This is a genomic window from Micromonospora sp. LOL_013, assembly GCF_048060315.1.
Lineage (GTDB): Bacteria > Actinomycetota > Actinomycetes > Mycobacteriales > Micromonosporaceae > Micromonospora_E.
On the sequence record NZ_JBHMIQ010000054.1, the window covers coordinates 16,123 to 35,129 of the forward strand.

General features: G+C 70.5%; 14 protein-coding genes. 10 read left to right on the top strand and 4 right to left on the bottom strand.

Annotated elements, in window-relative coordinates; genetic code table 11:
* Window positions 1-93: 93 nt before the first annotated feature.
* The 5 genes from ACFHWS_RS26570 (at window position 94) to ACFHWS_RS26590 (ending at window position 9,878) form a co-directional block, all read left to right on the top strand.
* Window positions 94-2,001, top strand: a complete 1,908-nt coding sequence (locus ACFHWS_RS26570) for a CRTAC1 family protein (RefSeq protein ID WP_416569374.1) — start codon at window positions 94-96, stop codon at window positions 1,999-2,001.
* Window positions 1,998-2,993 carry an enediyne biosynthesis protein gene (locus ACFHWS_RS26575; RefSeq protein ID WP_416569363.1) on the top strand — a complete coding sequence of 332 codons (996 nt, stop codon included), beginning with the start codon at window positions 1,998-2,000 and terminating at the stop codon, window positions 2,991-2,993. Before ACFHWS_RS26570 ends, ACFHWS_RS26575 begins: the two co-directional genes overlap by 4 nt.
* Before the next feature lie 13 nt (window positions 2,994-3,006).
* Entirely contained in the window at window positions 3,007-8,841 is a 5,835-nt protein-coding gene (locus ACFHWS_RS26580; RefSeq protein WP_416569364.1) for an SDR family NAD(P)-dependent oxidoreductase, read from the top strand.
* Window positions 8,842-8,844: 3 nt separating this feature from the next.
* Entirely contained in the window at window positions 8,845-9,324 is a 480-nt protein-coding gene (locus tag ACFHWS_RS26585; protein WP_416569365.1) for an acyl-CoA thioesterase, read from the top strand.
* A gap of 92 nt (window positions 9,325-9,416) precedes the next feature.
* Window positions 9,417-9,878, top strand: a complete 462-nt coding sequence (locus tag ACFHWS_RS26590; protein ID WP_416569375.1) for a flavin reductase family protein — start codon at window positions 9,417-9,419, stop codon at window positions 9,876-9,878.
* 170 nt (window positions 9,879-10,048) lie between these two features.
* Here ACFHWS_RS26590 and ACFHWS_RS26595 read toward each other — a convergent pair whose 3' ends face one another.
* Together ACFHWS_RS26595 and ACFHWS_RS26600 are read right to left on the bottom strand one after the other, a co-directional pair.
* Complete coding sequence (locus tag ACFHWS_RS26595; RefSeq protein WP_416569366.1) at window positions 10,049-11,419, bottom strand: cytochrome P450; 1,371 nt, start codon at window positions 11,417-11,419, stop codon at window positions 10,049-10,051.
* Window positions 11,416-12,402 carry a DUF1702 family protein gene (locus ACFHWS_RS26600; RefSeq protein ID WP_416569367.1) on the bottom strand — a complete coding sequence of 329 codons (987 nt, stop codon included), beginning with the start codon at window positions 12,400-12,402 and terminating at the stop codon, window positions 11,416-11,418. The genes ACFHWS_RS26595 and ACFHWS_RS26600 overlap by 4 nt, the downstream gene beginning before the upstream one ends.
* A 325-nt stretch (window positions 12,403-12,727) precedes the next feature.
* Here ACFHWS_RS26600 and ACFHWS_RS26605 point away from each other — a divergent pair, with 325 nt between their 5' ends.
* From ACFHWS_RS26605 to ACFHWS_RS26615, 3 genes are all read left to right on the top strand, one after another.
* Window positions 12,728-13,816, top strand: coding sequence for an SDR family NAD(P)-dependent oxidoreductase (locus ACFHWS_RS26605; RefSeq protein WP_416569368.1), 1,089 nt, complete (start codon window positions 12,728-12,730; stop codon window positions 13,814-13,816).
* A 37-nt stretch (window positions 13,817-13,853) separates the two neighbouring features.
* Complete coding sequence (locus tag ACFHWS_RS26610; protein WP_416569369.1) at window positions 13,854-14,645, top strand: maleylpyruvate isomerase family mycothiol-dependent enzyme; 792 nt, start codon at window positions 13,854-13,856, stop codon at window positions 14,643-14,645.
* A gap of 404 nt (window positions 14,646-15,049) precedes the next feature.
* Entirely contained in the window at window positions 15,050-15,205 is a 156-nt protein-coding gene (locus tag ACFHWS_RS26615; protein WP_416569370.1) for a hypothetical protein, read from the top strand.
* Between the two features lie 59 nt (window positions 15,206-15,264).
* Here ACFHWS_RS26615 and ACFHWS_RS26620 read toward each other — a convergent pair whose 3' ends face one another.
* Together ACFHWS_RS26620 and ACFHWS_RS26625 are read right to left on the bottom strand one after the other, a co-directional pair.
* Entirely contained in the window at window positions 15,265-16,044 is a 780-nt protein-coding gene (locus tag ACFHWS_RS26620) for a helix-turn-helix transcriptional regulator (protein ID WP_416569376.1), read from the bottom strand.
* A gap of 450 nt (window positions 16,045-16,494) precedes the next feature.
* A complete protein-coding gene (locus tag ACFHWS_RS26625) occupies window positions 16,495-17,421 on the bottom strand; it encodes a carboxymuconolactone decarboxylase family protein (protein ID WP_416569371.1) in 927 nt (308 codons plus the stop codon).
* A gap of 444 nt (window positions 17,422-17,865) precedes the next feature.
* Here ACFHWS_RS26625 and ACFHWS_RS26630 point away from each other — a divergent pair, with 444 nt between their 5' ends.
* Both ACFHWS_RS26630 and ACFHWS_RS26635 read left to right on the top strand, forming a co-directional pair.
* The gene (locus tag ACFHWS_RS26630; protein WP_416569372.1) at window positions 17,866-18,465 is read left to right on the top strand and encodes a carboxymuconolactone decarboxylase family protein; all 600 of its coding nucleotides are present in this window, start codon (window positions 17,866-17,868) and stop codon (window positions 18,463-18,465) included.
* Window positions 18,466-18,490: 25 nt separating this feature from the next.
* A partial coding sequence (locus ACFHWS_RS26635) for an SDR family NAD(P)-dependent oxidoreductase (protein WP_416569373.1) occupies window positions 18,491-19,007 on the top strand: 517 nt, incomplete at its 3' end.

Here is a 19,007-nt window from a genome sequence, read left to right on the forward strand (position 1 = left end):
CGATGGTTCCCGCAGTAAGGAGACCAGACCGTGCTGGGTCAACGCCTGCGCTCGATCAGCCCCGGGATAACGGCGATTCTACTTCTCGTCGTGATGTTCTTCGTCATCGACGCTCGCGTGTCGGTGGCCGGCGCTGACGAGGTTGCCCAAAAGTACCGGTTCACCGAGCTTGAGATCGACTATCCGGAAGGTTACGACCAACTACCTAAACGGAACATCCGTGAGGTCAACGAGTCATACCACAAGATCCGGTCCTGGATCTCCTCGGTGGGCGCGAGTATCGCCGTCAACGACCTGACCGGCCACGGGGTGGCCAACAGTCTGTGCTTCGTCGACGTGCGGACCAACGAGGTGGTGGTCACCTACGCGCCGACCGCACCGGCCGCCGACCGGTTCGAGCCGTTCCTGCTTGACCCGGCGCCGCTGCCGATCGACCAAACGATGGCACCGATGGGCTGCGTACCAGGTGACTACAACCTGGACGGTCGAATGGACATCATGGTGACCTACTGGGGCCGGGTGCCGATCCTGTTCCTGCGCATGGCCGGCACCGAGCTGCCCGCCAACGACGCGTACCACCGGCAGGAGATCCTGCCGCAGGACTCGCCGGACGGCCGGTACCACGGGCCGAAGTGGCACACCAACGCCGCCACGGTCAACGACTTCGACGGCGACGGCAAGCCCGACGTGGTGATCGGCAACTACTTCCCGGAGTCCGACGTGCTCAACCCGGACGGCCAGGACAACGTCGAGATGAACGACTCGCTCTCCACCGCCACCAACGGCGGCGGGCTGCAGGTGCTGCGCTGGCATGCGGCCACCGCCGGCGAGACGCCGTCGGTCACCTTCGTGCCGGAGCGCGGCGCGGTCCCGTTCGCCAAGAGCACCGGCTGGACCCTGGCGCTCGGCTCCGCCGACCTGACCGGTCGCGGCCTGCCGGACATGTATGTGGCGAACGACTTCACCTTCGACGCCCTGCTGCACAACGTCTCCCGCCCCGGTCGGATCAAGTTCGAGGCGGTGTACGGCGAGCGCAGCCACGGTACGCCGAAGTCGTTCCAGCTGGGCAAGGACTCGTTCAAGGGGATGGGCGTCGACTTCGGCGACCTGAACGCCAACGGCAGCTTCGACATGGTGGTCTCCAACATCACCACCGCCTGGGGGCTGGAGGAGAGCAACTTCGTCTGGGTGAACCAGGCCGGCTCCGAGGAGGAGGCCCTGCAGAGTCTCTCCGCCGGTACCGCGCCGTTCATCCAGCAGGCCCGGCCGCTGGGCATGGCCTGGAGCGGCTGGGGCTGGGACGTGAAGTTCGGCGACTTCCGCAACGACGGTGATCTGGAGGTCGTGCAGACGCTCGGCTTCGTCAAGGGCGACATCGACCGGTGGCCGTGGCTGCAGGAGATGGCGATGTCCAACGACAACCTGCTGTCCAACCCGGCGATGTGGCCGAACATGCAGCCCGGCGACGACATTGCCGGCGACCAGCCGCTCGCCTTCTTCGCCCGCACCGACAGCGGCGAGTTCACCAACATCACCGAGCAGCTCGGCCTGGACGTGCCGATCCCGACCCGCGGCATCGCCACCGCCGACACCCGGGCGACCGGCGCGCTCGACCTGGCCGTCGCCCGGCAGTGGGCCGCCCCGGCGTTCTACACCAACGAGGCACCGGACCGCGGCGACTACCTCAACCTGCGGCTGTACCGACCGACACTGGACGGCACCGACGCCAACCTGCCCGGTACGCCGGCCTACGGCGCCACCGTCACGGTCACCACCGCAGACGGACGCCGGCAGGTCTCCCAGCTCGACGGCGGCAGCGGCCACGGCGGCAAGCGCAGCTTCGAGGTCCACCTCGGGCTCGGCGACGCCACCGGCCCGGTCACCGTCGACCTGCGCTGGCGTGACCTCGACGGCGATCTGCACAGCATCACCCAGCAGCTGTCGGCCGGCACGCACACCCTCGTGCTGACCGACCGTGTCCAGGAGGTTCCGAACCGATGACCACGACCGCCGAACGCCAACAGACCATCGGCACGACGACGGCCCCCGCCGGCCCACCCACGCCGGCGGCGAAGGAGCCGGACCGCCGCTACCTGGCGCTGCGCAACTTCGCCATCTCGATGACCGTGTTCAACATTCTCGGGTACACCGTCCTGGGCTTCGAGCAGCCGTGGCTGTGGCCGATCCTGGCGGTGCTGGTCGGCTACGCCACCGAGCTGGTCTTCGAGACCCTCAGTGCCCGGATGCAGCAGCGGGCACCCCGGTACGCCGGACGCGGCGGTCGGGGCATGTACGAGTTCCTGCTGCCCGCCCACATCACCGCGCTGGCCTGCAACATGCTGCTGTACGCCAACGACATGTTCCTGCCGATCGCGTTCGCGGTGATCGTCGGGGTCACCGGCAAGTACGTCTTCCAGGCCCCGGTGTACGGCCGGATGCGGCACTACATGAACCCGTCCAACCTGGGCATCACCGTTGCCCTGGTCTGCTTCGGCTCGTGGATCTCGATCGCCCCGCCGTACCAGTTCACCGAGGGTGCCAACACCTTCTTCCGGATCATGATCCCGATCATCATCGTCACCGCCGGTACGGTGATCAACGCCATGCTGACCCGCAAGGTGGCGTTGATCGTCGGCTGGCTGGGCGGCTTCGCCATCCAGGCGCTGCTGCGGCACTGGATCTGGGACGTGGCGCTGTTCTCCGCGCTCGGCGTGATGGCCGGGGTGGCGTTCGTGCTGTTCACCAACTACATGATCACCGACCCGGGGACCACCCCGGTCAAGCCGATCCACCAGTTCATGTTCGGGTCGTCGGTGGCCATGGTCTACGGCGTACTGATGCTGTTCAACGTCGTCTACACGCTGTTCTTCGCCGTCGTCGTGGTCTGCGGCGCCCGCGGCATCTACTGGTGGATGGTTCACCTGCGCAAGCGCGCCCAGCAGCAGGCGGCGGTGGCACCCGCCCCCGCGCCGGTGGCCGGCGCGACGGCGTGAGGGAAGGTATCTGATGAGTGACCGTATCGCGGTGGTCGGGATCGCCTGCCGGTATCCCGACGCCGACTCCCCCAACCAACTGTGGGAGAACGTACTCACCGGCCGCAGGGCCTTCCGCCGGCTGCCGGACGAGCGGATGAACCACGAGGACTACTACTCCCCCGACCCGGCCGCGCCGGACCGGTTCTACTCGGCCAAGGCGGCGGTGCTGGAAGGGTTCGAGTTCGACCGGGTCAAGTACCGGATCGCCGGAAGCACGTTCCGGTCCACCGACATGACCCACTGGCTGGCCCTGGACACCGTCGCCCGAGCCCTGGCCGACGCCGGCTTCGCCGACGGCGAGGGCCTGCCGGCGGCCAGCACCGGCGTGGTCATCGGCAACACCCTGACCGGCGAGTTCAGCCGGGCGAACCTGCTACGGCTGCGTTGGCCGTACGTGCGACGCACGGTCGGCGCGGCCCTGCGCGAGCAGGGCTGGGACGACACCGCGGTGACCGCCTTCCTGGACGACCTGGAGCCGCGCTACAAGGCACCGTTCCCACCGATCGACGAGGACACCCTCGCCGGTGGACTGGCCAACACCATCGCCGGGCGGATCTGCAACCACTTCGACTTCAAGGGCGGCGGGTACACCGTCGACGGTGCCTGCTCGTCGTCGCTGCTGTCGGTGGCCACCGCCTGCAACGCGCTGAGCAACGGCGAACTGGACGCGGCGGTCGCCGGCGGGGTGGACCTGAGCATCGACCCGTTCGAGGTGATCGGGTTCGCCAAGACCGGCGCGCTGGCCACCGCCGAGATGCGGGTGTACGACCGTAACTCCAACGGCTTCTGGCCCGGTGAGGGCTGCGGCATGCTGGTGCTGATGCGCGACGAGGACGCCATCGCCCGGGGCCTGCGTCGGCACGCGGTCATCGCCGGCTGGGGCTACTCCTCCGACGGCAAGGGCGGCATCACCCGGCCGGAGGCCAGCGGCCACCGGCTGGCCATCCGGCGGGCGTACCAGCGGGCCGGCTTCGGCATCGACACGGTCGCCTACCTGGAGGGGCACGGCACCGGGACCGCCGTCGGCGACGCCACCGAGCTGCGCGCGTTCACCGAGGCCCGCCGGGAGGCGGCGCCGGAGGCCGAGCCGGCCGCGATCAGTACGGTCAAGGGCAACTTCGGCCACACCAAGGCCGCCGCCGGGGTGGCCGGCCTGCTCAAGGCGATCCTGGCGGTCCGCCAGCAGGTGATCCCGCCGGCCACCGGGCACGTCGAGACCCACCCGGAACTTGACGTCGAGCAGCCCGCGCTACGGGTGCCGGACAGCGCCGAGCTGTGGCCGGCGGACAAGCCGATCCGGGCCGCGGTCTCCTCGATGGGCTTCGGCGGCATCAACGCCCACGTGGTGGTGGAGTCCGTCGAGACCAGCCGGCGGACCCGGGTCGGCACGGCGACCACGGCGCTGGTCCGGTCCCGGCAGGACACCGAACTGCTGCTGTTCGACGCCCGGACCCCGCAGGAGCTCGGCGAACGGCTCGCCGGGCTGGCCCCGTGGGTGGCCCGGCTGTCCTACGCCGAGCTCGGCGACCTGGCCGCCGCACTGGCCGGGCAGCTGGCCGGCCAGCCGGTCCGGGCCGCGGTGGTCGCCGGCTCCCCGGAGCAGGCCGCCGCCCGGCTCAGCCGGCTGGCCGAGGCGGTCGCCGCCGGCGAACGTACGGTGATCGACGCCACCGACGGCGTGTTCCTCGGCGCCGCCGGCGGTAACCCGCGCATCGGGTACCTGTTCCCCGGGCAGGGTGCCGGCCGGCGGGCCGACGGTGGCGCACTGCGTCGCCGGTTCGCCGACGTCGACGCGCTGTACCGGACCTACCAACCGCCGGCCGGCACCGACCTGGTGGCCACGGCGGTCGCCCAGCCACGGATCGTCACCGGATCGGTCGCCGGTCTGCGGGTGCTGTCCATGGTGGGCATCGAGGCTACCGGTGCCGCCGGGCACAGCCTCGGTGAGCTGACCGCGCTGCACTGGGCCGGGGCGATGGACGAGCCGACGCTGCTGGCCACGGCCGCCGCCCGGGGCCGGATCATGGCCGACGCCAGCGCCGGTGACGGCACCATGGCCAGCATCTCCGCGGCACCCGAGGTGGTGCAGCCGCTGCTGTCCGGTACGGCGGTGGTGATCGCCGGCTACAACAGTCCGCAGCAGACCGTGGTCTCCGGCCCGGTCGTCGCAGTCGAGCAGGTCGGTGCCCGAGCCGAACGGCAGGGCCTGTTCTGGACCCGGATCGCCGTGTCACACGCCTTCCACTCCGAGGCGGTCGCCCCGGCCGCGGTGGCGTTCGGTGGCCACCTGGCCGGTCAGTCGTTCACCCCGCTGGCCAGGTCGATGGTCTCCACCGTCACCGGTGAGCCGCTGCCGGCCGACACCGACGTCGTCGACCTGCTGCGTCGGCAGGTGCTCGACCCGGTGCGGTTCACCCAGGCGGTGGGCCGGCTGGCCGAAACCAGTGACCTGCTGCTGGAGGTCGGCCCGGGCCGGATCCTGCGGGGCCTGGCCGGCGAAATCGCCCCGGACGTGCCGACGATCTCGCTGGAGACCGACAGCCTGTCGCTGTCCGGGCTGCTCAACGCCGTCGGGGCCGCGTACGCGCTGGGCGCTGCGATCGACCACGATGCGTTGTTTCAGGACCGGTTCACCCGGCCGCTGGAACCCGGTCGGCCGCTGCGCTTCCTCGCCAGCCCGGCCGAGTCGGCCCCGGCCGGCGACTTCGCCGTCGCCCGGCAGGCCGGAGCCCAGCCGACCGATCACGCCCCGGGATCCGCGAACGGCTCCCGGGACCAGGCGGCGGTGCGCTCCAGTGCGGACAGTCTCGAGGTGCTCCGTCGGCTCGCCGCCGAACGGGCCGAGCTGCCGCTGGAGGCGGTACGCCCGGACAGCCGGCCCCTCGACGAGCTGCATCTGAGCTCGATCACCGTGGGCCAGATCGTCAACCAGGCGGCCCGCGAGCTCGACGTACCGGCGCCGACGCTGACCTCCAGCTACGCCACCGCGACGGTGGCCGAGATCGCGCAGATCCTCGACGACGCCGCCGGTGCCGCACCGGCCGACGACGACGCGGAGCCGGTCGTCGCCGGAGTGGCCCCCTGGGTCCGGGCGTTCGCCGTGGACCTGGTGCCGACCTCGCCTGCCCCGTCCGCCGGGTCAGGTGTCGACGGTGACTGGCAGGTCTTCACCGCTGGCCACAATCCGTTCGCCGAGCCGCTGACGGCGGCGCTACGGACGGCCGGAGTGGGCGACGGGGTGCTGCTCTGTCTGCCCCGCGACGGTCAGCCGGAGCACGTCCCGGTGCTGCTGCGGGCCGCCCGCGCGGCGCTGTCCGCCGGTGGGCCGGTCCGGTTCGTCGCGGTCGGTGACCGGCGGTCCGCCGCTGGTCTGGCCAAGACGCTGCACCAGGAGCATCCGGAGATCGCCACCACCGTAGTGCTGCTGCCGTTGCCGGAGCACCCGACGGACGACGACGATCCGGCGGCCCGGGACGACGTGGTGCGCCGGATCGTCGCCGACGTCGGTGCGACGACCGGGTTCAGCGAGGTGCACTACGGCGCTGGCGGTGAGCGGTACGAGCCGGTGCTGCGTCCGATCCAGCTGCCGCCCAACGGCGGGGCCGGGATCGGCCCGGACGACGTACTGCTGGTCACCGGCGGCGGCAAGGGCATCACCGCCGAGTGCGCCTTGGCGCTGGGCCGGGACACCGGCACCGCGGTCGGCCTGCTCGGCCGCTCCGACCCGGCCGACGACGCGGAACTGGCCGCCAACCTGGACCGGTTGCGGGCCGCGGGCGTCCGGTTCCACTACGCCCGCGCCGACATCACCGCGCTGGACCAGGTGAAGGCTGCGGTGAACGCCGTCGAGCAGGCGCTCGGTCAGGTCACCGGGGTGCTGCACGGCGCCGGGCGCAACGAGCCGACGCCGTTGGCCGCGCTCGACGAGGCCGCGTTCCGCCGTACCCTGGCTCCAAAGATCGACGGCCTGGACGCGGTGCTCGCCGCTACCGACCCGCAGGCGCTGCGGCTGCTGATCACCTTCGGCAGCATCATCGGTCGGGCCGGGCTGCGCGGCGAGGCGCACTACGCCACCGCCAACGACTGGATGACCGACCTGACCCGCAAGGTCGGCGAGGATCACCCGCACATCCGCTGCCTCGCCCTGGAGTGGTCGGTGTGGTCGGGCGCCGGTATGGGTGAACGGCTCGGGGTGCTGGAGTCGCTGACCCGCGACGGCATCTCCCCGATCCCGGTCGAGGACGGCATCGCGATCCTCAAGGAGGTGCTGGCCAGCCCGTCCGCGCCGCAGGCGATGGTGGTGATGAGCCGCTCCGACGGGCTGCCGACGGTCACCATGGAGCGGCGGGAGCTGCCGCTGCTGCGCTTCGTCGACCGGCCGCAGGTGCACTACCCGGGCGTTGAGCTGATCGTCGACGCCGACCTGACCGCCGACGACGACCTCTACCTGCCGGACCACCTGCTCGACGGTGACCTGCTGCTGCCGGCGGTGCTCGGCATGGAGGCGATGGCCCAGGCGGCGCGGGCGCTGACCGGGCGGATCGAGACGCCGGTGCTGGAGAACGTCGAACTGCTCCGGCCGATCGTGGTACCGCCCGACGGCAGCAACACCATCCGGATCGCGGTGCTCGCCGCGCCGGACGGTGCCGTCGACGCGGTGGTCCGCAGCAGCGACACCGGGTTCACGGCCGACCATTTCCGGGCCAGGCTGCGCTACGACCTGCCGGCCCGTCCCGAGGTACGGCCGGCGACCGGGGACACCGAGCTGCTGCCCATCGACCCGGCCAACGAGTTGTACGGGCCGGTGCTGTTCCAGGGGTCGCGCTTCCAGCGGCTGCAGGGCTACCTGGATCTGGCCGCCACCAGCTGCGTGGCGCGGGTGTCGAACCGGTCGGTGGCGCCGTGGTTCGCCCGGTTCCGGCCGGGTGAGCTGGTGCTCGGCGACCCCGGCACCCGGGACACGGTGATGCACGCCCTGCAGTGCTGCGTACCGGACGCCACGCTGCTGCCGGGGGCGATCGAACGGCTGCACCTGGCCGACGCGAAGGTCGCCGCCACCCTGGACGCCGTCACCATCCACGCGCTGGAGCGATCCCGGGAGGGCGACACCTACCTGTACGACGTGGACGTCTGTGACCCGGACGGCAACCTCGTCGAGCGGTGGGTGGGGTTGCGGCTGCACGCCGTACGCAAACTGGACGGTTCCGGTCCGTGGCTCCCGGCACTGGTCGGTCCCTACCTGGAGCGACGGGTCGGCGCGTTCCTGCCGACCGACCTACGGGTGGTGGTCCGCCCGGACGACCCGCAGGCGACCGAGGTGGCCGACCGGCGGGAGCAGACCCGCAAGGCGGTCAGCTGGGCGCTGGGCGGCGACACGCAGGTGCGCTACCGGCCGGACGGAAAACCGGAGGTCACCGGCGGGCCGCAGATCTCGGCGTCGCACGGCGCCGGGGTGACCTTGGCGGTCACCGGCCCGGCGGCGGTCGGCTGCGACGTCGAGGTGGCCGCCGGCCGCACCGACGAGGAGTGGGCCGATCTGCTCGGCGCGGAGAACCTGGCGCTGGCCAGGCTGGTCGCCAGGGAGCACGGCGAGGAGTTGTCCGTGTCGGCGACCCGGGTGTGGGGCGCGATCGAGTGTCTGCGCAAAAACGGCCACGCGCGGGTCGACTTGGCAGCCGAGCCGAGCGCACCGGCCGGCTGGGTGGCGCTGCGGTCCGGGACCACCCGGATCGCCACGTTCACCACCGCGCTGCAGGGCGTCGACGACCCAGTGGTCTTCGCGATGTCCGCCGACGGAGGCAGGTGAGTCATGGAGTCCTACTACGAGTACCGGCACCTGGTGGGTTTCGAGGAAACCAACCTGGTGGGCAACGTCTACTACGTCAATTATCTGCGCTGGCAGGGCCGGTGCCGGGAGATGTTCCTGCGGGACCGCGCGCCGGAGGTGCTGGCCGACATCCGCGACGATCTCAAGCTGTTCACCCTCAAGTGCGAGTGTGAGTTCTTCGCCGAGATCAGCGCCTTCGACGAGCTGTCGATCCGGATGCGGTTGGAGGACCTGACCCAGACCCAGATCGGCTTCGCGTTCGACTACGTCCGGCTGCGGGACGGCTTCGAGGAACTGGTCGCCCGCGGCCGGCAGCGGATCGCGTGCATGCGCGGACCGAACACCGGCACCCGCCCGGCCCGGGTGCCGGACCCGTTGCGGATCGCGCTGTCGCACTACGCCGTCAGCGGCGGCAACGGCAACGGGCAGCGCCGGGTGCTCGAAGACGTCAGGGAGGGCTGACCGTGGCTACTGACAAGCAGACCGCGCCGGGCACCGTGCCGGCCGGTTCCAACGGTACGGACAGGGGCGACCACGCCGAGCTACGGACCGTCATGGGCATGTTCGCCACCGGCGTCACCCTGGTGACGTCCGGGACCGACCTGCCACACGGGATGACCGCGAACGCGTTCACCTCGGTGTCGCTGGACCCGGCGTTGGTGCTGGTGTGTGTCAAGCGCACCGCTGTCCTGCACGCCACGATCCTGGCCCAGGGCACCTTCGCGGTGTCGATCCTGGGCTCCGACCAGGAAGGGCTGGCCCGCTACTTCGCCAGCTCGTCCCGACCGCGGGACGAACGGGAGTTCGAGACAGTCGACCACTGGGCGGGGCGGCACACCAGCGCCCCGATCATCTCCGGCAGCCTGGCCTGGGTGGAGTGCAAGCTGGCCGCCGTCTACGACGGTGGCGACCACTCCATCTTCCTCGGCTCGGTGCTGGGCACCGGCCGCGGCGATAGCCGCGACGCGCTGTTGTTCCACGGTGGCCGTTTCGTCGAGGTCGCCGACCGAGGCTGATCCGACCCGCCACCCGACCGGGCGGTCCCGCGCGCAGCGGGACCGCCCGGTCCTTTCATGGGTGCTCGGCTCGGCCCCTGTCAACCTCAACGGCGCCGCGGTCGACCGCCGGACACGACGCAGCCGGCGCTCGCAGGTGCGAGCGCCGGCTGCGTCAGATGGGCGGCCGGTCAGGCTTCGTGGACCCGCATCGGCAGGCCGCCCCGGACCCGCAGGGTCAGCATCGGTTCGGGGACCAACCGGTAGCCGGGCTGCACCGACAACCGCAGCCGGCGCGCCACGCAAGCGATCACGAAGACCGCCTCCATCAGCCCCAGGTTGTTGCCGACGCAGAACCGCGGGCCGGCGCCGAACGGAATATACGCGTACCGGGGCCGGTCGGTGCCGCGGTCGGGATCGAACCGGTCCGGGTCGAACCGGTCCGGATGCGGCCAGAACTCCGGATGCCGGTGCAGGGTGTACGGGCAGAGCACCAGGTCCGCGCCGGCCGGCACGTGGTAGCCGCCGACGACGTCGTCGCCCTGGGCGATCCGGGGTAGCAGCCAGACCGGCGGGTAGAGCCGCATCACCTCGTCGACGACCATCGCGGTATACCGCAGCGCGTGCAGATCCTCGTAGACCGGCGTCCGGTCGCCGAGCACCTCGACCGCCTCGGCGTGCACCCGCTCCCAGACGTCATGATGCCGGTCGAGCAGATGAAAGGCCCAGGTCAGCGTGCTGGCGGTGGTCTCGTGGCCGGCCAGCAGCAGGGTCACCAGCTCGTCGCGCATCCGCTGCCGGCCGACCCGCGGGTCGGCCTCCTCGCTGGTCGATCCGATCAACCGGGACACCACGTCGTCGCGTTCGGCAATCCCACCGGCTGCCCGTCGCCGGGCGACCAGCTGGTCGACGACGTCCTGCAACTCGGCGCGGGCGCGACGGAACCGCCGCTGCCGGCGCAACGGCACCCAGGTCGGCACCGCGCCCAGCGACATCATCTCAAAGATGGCCTGGTCCTGGACGGCTTCGAACGCGTCGCCGATGCCGCCGAACTCACTCAGGTCGGTGTCGAGCAGCGTCCGCCCCAGCACCCCGAGGGTCAGGTCGGTCATCTCGTGCCGGATGTCGACCGGTTCGTCGCGGCCGACCATGGTGTGCAGCCGGTCGGCCAGCCCGACCGCCTCCTCGGCGATCGCGCCGGCCTGTCGGGCGATGCGCCGGGCCTGGAACACCGGCTGAATCGTCTTGCGCTGCTTGCGCCACAGCTCGCCTTCGCTGGTCAACAGGCCGTCGCCGAGGGTACGGCGGGCGTGGACCAGCCCGATCCCCTTGTGGTAATTGCCCGGGTTCTCGGCAAGCACGTGCTTGGCGTGGTCGGGGTGGTTGAAGAAGTACAGCGTCTTCGGCCCCAGCGGCAGCCGGACGGCGTCGCCGTAGCGGGCCGACACCGACCGCATCACGTCCAGCCGGTTGCGGGCCATCCGGGCCAGCAGGGCCGGTGCCGACCAGGGTGACGGCCCAGGGGGACGCAGCCGGCTGGGCTGGTCGGCGAGCGCGGTCACGGCTGCGCCCCGACGTCAGCGCGGAACCGTGCGGCGATCGCACACCGCCAGGCCTCGTACGCCGGCAGGTCGGACTCCGCCGTGACGGGCGGGATCTCCTCGTCGGTGATCTTGGCCGCCTCGGCCGCGCCGGTGCGGCAGAACACCTCGGTAGCCAGCTCGGTGTGCGGCGTCAGCAGCCCGGCACGGATCCGGGCCTGGGCCGCGAACGCGCTGGCCTGGGCGACGAACGGGGCATGGTCACCGGAGCGGCGCAGGAAGAGGGCGAGTTCCTCCTCGGTGGCGCCACCGGCGTAAGTCGCGGCCAGGCCGGCACCGCTGTACAGGTCCTGGTGCCGGGTGGCCGGGAACGCGTCGATCAGGTCCGCAGCGCGCGCCGGGTCGGAACCGGCGACGAACCAGATGGCCCGGCCGATGCCCTGGTCGACGACGCGGTCGGCGTACCACGTCGGGCCTTCCGGCGGCCAGGGGAAGCCGCGTACCGTCCGCCGGTTGACGACGTACTCGGCGGTGTGGAAGTACGCCTGGTGGAAGCCGTACCCGTCGAGCACCAGCCAGCGCAGCAACGGGTCGGTGGCGGCGGCGCTGGCCCGGCCCCAGAGGAACCGGGGCAGCCGGGCCATCGCCCAGCCGATGCCGACGTACGCCATGTAGACATGCCGGTCACCGGTCCCGGCGAGGAACTGGGCGCTGCGTCGGGGTTTCCCCGGAGTGATCGCGTCGACCAGGGCGAAGCCCATCGCCGCGCCCTCGTAGGCGAACCCCTGGAAGCGGGTCGGCAGCGGAGCGAGGTCGGTGTCGACGTCGGTGACCCGCCGGGCGCCGGCGGCCGAGGAGAGCCCGGCGAGGAACGCGGCACCGACGGATTCCAGGACCTCAACTACTTCCGGCCCTTTGTCGTGGAAGCCGCGAACGGATACCCGGGTCTGCGAAATGTCAGGGGTCAGGACTCGTTGCCGGAGTCCTCGGATGATTCCGGTCACCTATCGCTCCCATTCATCCAGATCAGACAAGCATCATCATTGATCGTCCCGGTGTGACCGTGTGGCCGCCACTCCCCGATTGCCCTGTGACCTGCGGATAGATAGCGTCAACAACGGCACTATGAGAGAAGACCACCGCCACTCGAAGGGGCACGATCGGACCGGACAGACACCAACGAAATCGTCGTACGACACACCGAGCGACGACCTGTACTGGCACTCCACGCCGGTGCGGGAGATTTGTTTTGCTCAGGCGCCGCTATCGGCCCGGTCGGCGCACGATATCCGGCCGTGGCGCATGGGTGGATTCCAAATGGAGGGGACGATGTTGGTCCTGGTCACCGGCGGCACCGGATTCGTCGGCGCGCACACGGTCGCGGCGACGGTCGCCGCCGGCCACCGGGTCCGGGTGCTGGCCCGCGAGGCGGCCGGGGTGGCCCGGGCGGTTGCGCCACTGGGGGTGCCCGACACGGCGGTCGACGTGGTGGTCGGTGACGTCACCGACCCGGACGCGGTCGACCGGGCGGTCCGGGGCACCGACGCGGTGGTGCACGCCGCCTCGATCTACTCGTTCGACAGCCGGCGGCACGCCGCTACCCGGCGGACCAACGTACGCGGCACCGAGCTGGTGCTGGCGGCGGCGCGTGACCTGGGGGTGGCCCGTACGGTGTACGTGTCCACGGTGGGCGCGTTGCTGCCGGCGGCCAGCTCGCCGCTCGGCCCGAGCGCTACGCGCGGCCCGAGTTCGCTGCTCGGCCCGCGCTCACCGGTCGGCGTCGCCAGCGAGCCCTACCTGGCCAGCAAGGCGGCGGCGGAACGGATCGCCCGCCGGCACCAGGAGCAGGGCGCGCCGGTGGTGATCAGTTACCCGCCGGCGCTGCTCGGTCCGGACGACCCGAAGATCGGCGACCAGACCGCCCGGCTGCGGTACGTGCTGCGCGGCATGATGCCGGTCTGGCCGACCGGCGGTTTCCCGGCCGGCGACGTCCGCGACACCGCCGCCCTGCACGCGGCGCTGCTCACCGCGCCGAGCGACGGCCTGGACCGGCACTTCGGGCCGGGACGGTATGTCAGCACCCGCGACTACGTGGCCACCGTCCGCGCGGTGACCGGGCGACGGCTGCCGACGGTGTTTCTGCCGGCTCGGGCGATGTTGCCGTTCGCCCGGCTCACCGACCTGGTGCAACGGGTCTGGCCGTGGCATATCCCGGCCGAGTACGGAGCCTGCTACGTCTGCGCCTGCGCGGCCCACCCTCCGCAGGACGCGCCGTTGATCGGACCGCCCGCCCGCCCGTTCGACCGGACGGTCGCCGACACGGTGCGTTGGCTGCACCGGACCGGGCGGCTCTCCGCCGGGCAGGCCGGGCGGGCGTCGACCGACCCGGCCGGACGGCCATTGCCCGACCGACAGTGATCCGCCGTGGCGACACGGCCGTACCAGGGAGGCAACCATGTCCGTAAGCGACTCCGTCCGCGCCGAGTCGGGTGTCTCGGGCGCCGGGCCGGATCCCGCCGGGCCGACCCCGGCCGGACCGGCTGCGGCCGGGTACCGGCAGGTCCGCCGGAACGTTGCCGAGCTACTCACCGCCGGTTCGCCGGACCTGGCCGCAGCCGTACCCGGCTGTCCGGACTGGAACATCGCGGACCTGGCCAGCCACCTGGTCCAGGTCTGTGCCCGGGTGCATGAGCGGATCACCTCGGGCGAGGCGGCGGCGGAAGGCACCGGCGGCGGACCGGCGGCCGGCGTCCAGTTCTCGCTGCTGCCGGCGGACCGCGCGACCGCACCGCTGCCGGCTGGCGGGATCGGCGAGCTTCTCGACGACTGGACGCGGTTGAGCGGGCCGGTCGAGCAGTTCCTCGGCGAGCCGTTCTCCGTCCGGCGGGGCATCCTCGTGATGGACGCGTTCACCCATGAGCTGGATCTGCGTCAGGCGCTCGGGATGGATCCGCCGGCGCCGGAGCACCCGGCGCTGCCGGTGGCGATGGGCATCCTGGCGAAAGGACTTTCGCTGTCGACCCGCAACCGTGGCCTGCCGGCCCTGCGGGTCGAGACCGACCTCGGCCAGTGGCCGGTCGGCGATGGTGCGCCGGCCGCCACCGTCGCCGGCTCCTGGCACGACGTCTACCAGGCGATGTCCGGCCGGCTGACCGAGGATCGGATCCGCGCGCTGCGCTGGAACGCCGACCCGGCACCGTGGATCACGGCGTTCACCTGGGGACCGTTCGTCGTCCCCGGCCGCTGACGGCAGCGACCAGCGTCACTGACGCAGGGATTGTTGCCTCGCCCGGGTCCTGGTGCGTACCCCCGTGAGGGCGGTGTCACCTCATCTGGTCGGCGCTACGCGATTGAGCTTGCTGCCGCAGGTGCCTCTTGATGCACCTGCGGCAACACGTATCCGAAGCACCTGTGGAAGACGACGCTGAGCTACACCGCTCGGTTGCCCGGCCGGCAGCATGTGCCGCCGGCCGGGCAACCGCAGGCCCTCGGGTCATCAGAGTCCTTCCGTGGATACTCCGGCGTTGCGGCCGGGGAGGAAACGGAACCCCTGCGGAGCAGGACAGGGAAAGTCGATCCGCCGCCGAGGCGGATCGGCGTCCACCGCACACCAACCCCACGACTCACGACCGAATCGCTGAACTGTCGACTGTGTCCGAAACCGTGAAGCGGGCGTTCAGGTACCACCTCGGTCACCTCCTCGCCGCGACTGCCGTCAACGTCATCCGCATCGACGCATGGCTCACCGACACGGCCCTCGGCCGCACCAGAACCAGTCACCTCACCCAACTCGACCTCGCCGGCTGACAGGCGGTACATCATGTCTTGGCCGTTCCCCAACGGAGTCCTTTAGGGCGGGGAGGAAGTCAAGATCGGATCGCGCCGACCACCCGGGTCCGACCGGCGACGCGCCGTTCGTCACGGCTACGGGACCGACGGCCACGAGAACCGGTCACGTGCCCGTCGAGCTCGGGCAGTGCGATCAGGATGGGTAGGTCGAAGACGCCGGTGGCGTGCAACTCCAGGTCGACGGTGAGATCGGTGCCGACCGTCACCGACAGCGGCTCGTGCGCGCCGACCGCGAGCGGACGTCGGGTCGACGGGCGGGCGGTAATGTCGTCCAGCGCGATCGCGGCTGCCCTCAGGTACCATTCGCCTTCCGGGACGTCGGTGAGCAGGTAGTTGCCGGACGCCTCGAGGATGTCGCAGGCGGCGGGCAGCCCCTGCACGATCGGGCTGTCGAACACTCCGACGTAGACCTTGACTGGGACGTCGATCGGCGGCAGCACGACCTTTCCGCTGATCGTGGCAGCTCGCCGGCTGCCGGCCGACCGGGGCTGGGACAGCTGTGGGATGCCGTGCTCGGCGAGCCACCGGTAGCGTGCCGGTGAGATGCCGACGCTGCGGGTGAACCGGCTGATGAAGGTGCCCAGACTGTTGTAGCCGACGGCGTAGGCGATGTCGGTGACGCTCATGTCGGTCTCCAGCAGCAGGTGTTTCGCCTTGTACAGCCGGATCGCTGTCAGGAAGCGACCGGGCGACGTGCCCGTCTTGGACCGAAACAATCTAGAAAAGTAGAAACGACTCAGAAAGGCAGAATCGGCCATAGCGTCGAGTGAGAGCGGCTCGTGGTAGCGGTCCCACATGATGGCAATAGCCCGTTCGACGGCGTTAGGCACTGCGGATCAACTCCATTCGGCTGTAGACGACGAGGTCGCCTCTCGAACAGTGCGCTCGCGCGCTGGTCACCCATTACGGATTCCGGGAGCATCGACACAAACCTGTTGCCCCAGTTCAGACGCACCACCGTGCCACCACCACCCTGACTGCGGCTGACGGCAGTGATGCACTGAGGGTAATCACCAACACGCTGCTTGGCTGCGCGACGGCTCACGGGAGGCAGGAAGTGTCGAACAACGCTCCACCATCTAGGCCCTGACCGGTCTGGATGACTTAAGACCCTACCATGAATCGAGGACAATAAGTGCGGCCAGATTTCGATGTTCTTGCTCTATCAATGGCCGAGCGTCGATCACCATCCGTAGCGGGTACCCGCATTACTGGGCGATGCCCTTTCTGTCCGAACGGAATGTCGCCTACCCCCGCATCGGGAGCAAATTGCCCACCCGGCGGGCCGCCGCCATCGCCGCCCATGAGGAGAGTTCGACCAACGTACGGTCGCTGGCGCCGACCTGTCGGCAGCGCTCAATGACGGCAGGGTCCACCTGGTAGGAGGCGAAGGCGACCAGCAGCGCCAACCGGGCCAAGGGCCGCTGGCCGGCGGGCAACGGAGCGATCAGCTCCTCGACCCAGACCCGGCTGATCCCGCGTGGCCCGCCGTGCCATCGGGCAAGGTTGTCCGACACCAGGGCGCGGATGTTCGCCGGCAGCGCGCGGGCGCCGGCGTCGTCGATCGCGGCGCAGGCCCGCGCGTACGCCTGGGCCACAGTGTCGTTGCCGGCCGCCCAGGACAGGTCGGCGGGCAAATCGGCGGCGGGCAACAGCCCGAGGGCGGCACCGGGTAGGTGCGCCTGCCGGGCAGCCGCGGCCATCTGCCGACCGAGTATCCAAAGCACCGGCGGCAGCGTGAACTCCGGCACCCCGGGCGGTAGCGGTATGTCACGGAGGAACACGTTCACCATCCGGTTGAGGTAGTGCAACAGCACCGCCACACCGGCCAGGTCGGCGAACTGCTCGGCCGGAATCTGGGGATTGACCGGCTTGCCGGGATTATCCACCGACATCACCCACTCGACGACGACGTCCAGTTCCGGGTCATCCGTCGCGAGCTGGTCGAGCCGGCGCGGACCCAGCACGGTGAGCGCACTGTTGTGGATCATCGCGCAGTACGGGCAGGCGTTACTGGCCGAAACGGCGGTGGCCACCGCCTCCTTGGCCGCCCGGGACGCCAGCCCGGGCACGATCAACGTCTCGCGCAGCACCAACCACGCCGCGGCGAGCATCTCGGGCGCCGCAGCGTGCAGGGCCACCGGCGGCGCGAGCACCCCGAAGTCGCCTTCCATCTGTCGGTACACCTGAGATACGAGACCACTCGCCCTTCCTCGCCGCACTGCGGAGACGTAGCGAATCTGAGTCAGCCCCAGGCTGCTCAGCACCGGACGCATCAGACTTCCCGGCATCATGACCTCATCCGTTCCAATTGATTGGTGACAGGCTATCGGTTGATACTGCCACGTAGCCAGAGCTATCGGAGATCGCGCTCCTCTTTCGCCGGTCTTCAAAAAGGTGCCCCGACTAGGCAATCTGGGAGAGCACGGCGCCCTGCCACACGTGCCATCATGAGGCGACCAAAATGCCTGTCGACCGTTGCCACAGGCGCTGCCCTGCTCCGCCGTGCGCCACCGTCACGGCTGGCACGGCAGGTGTCGTCCCCGGTTCGGGTCTGGTGTGGAGAGTTGACGCACGGGCAGGCCCGGCACCCGCTCACCCACTGAGGAGAACACTCAATGGAAACGACGACAAAGCAGCCGGGAATCCGGGTCCTGCTGATTGACGAGGAGCATGCCGAAGGCCGCACCGCCGAACTCTACGAGCAGATCAAGGCGGTCACCGGGCTGCCGTTCGTGCCGGACATGTTCCGGCTCACCTCGACCAATCCCCGGCTGCTCGAGGTAGTTGTCGCTGGCTACGGGGGAATCTTCAAGGGCGATACCCTGCCCCGCGACCTCAAAGAGTTGATTTCGGCCTGGACGTCCAAACTGAACGGCTGCCCGTACTGTGTGGGCACGCACAGCTGGTTCCTCAGCGAGTTCGGCGGCAGCGAGGAGCTGGTCGAAGCCGTCTCGACTGCCTCGACCGCGGAGGAGTTGCCGGTCGACGAGCGGACCCGGCCGCTGATGAAGCTGGTCGAAAAGGTCAGCACCGGCGCGTACAAGATCACCGACGCCGACTGGGAACGGGCCGCTGCCGCCGGTTGGAGCGACGCCGAGATGCTCGAGGCGGTCTTCTGCGCCAGCCTGTTCGCCTTCATCAACCGGCTGGTCGACGCGACCGGGTTGGGTACGTCGACCGACCGCAGCCGGATCGCCCGACAGGGCGACGAGTGACCTCCGGTCGGGAAGGAGTCCGGTCGTGACACAATCCCGCGCGATCCTGCTGACCGGTGCGTCGTCAGGCACCGGCATGTCATCCGGCTCGGGCCGGGCGGCCGCACTGCGCCTGCACCGGGCCGGCTGGCCGGTCTACGCCACCGGCCGCAACGTCGACGCGCTGGCCGATCTGGCCGCCGAGGGCATCACCGTGATGCATCTCGACGTCACCGACGAGGAGTCGATGGCCGCCGCGGTCAAACGGATCACCGACGAGCACGGCGCAGTCGGTACGTTGATCAACAACGCGGCGTACAGCCTCAACGGCACCATCGGGGAGACCCCGATGGACGAGGTGCGCGCCCAGTTCGAGACGAACGTCTTCGGTCTCTGCCGGCTCACCCAGATGGTCCTGCCTGGGATGCGGGAGCAGGGCGGTGGCCGGGTGGTGCTGATGTCGTCGATCTTCGGGCTGTTCGCGACGCCAGGTCGGGGCTATTACCAGGCCACCAAGCACGCGTTGGAGGCGATCGGCGACTCGCTGCGGCACGAGGTGGCCC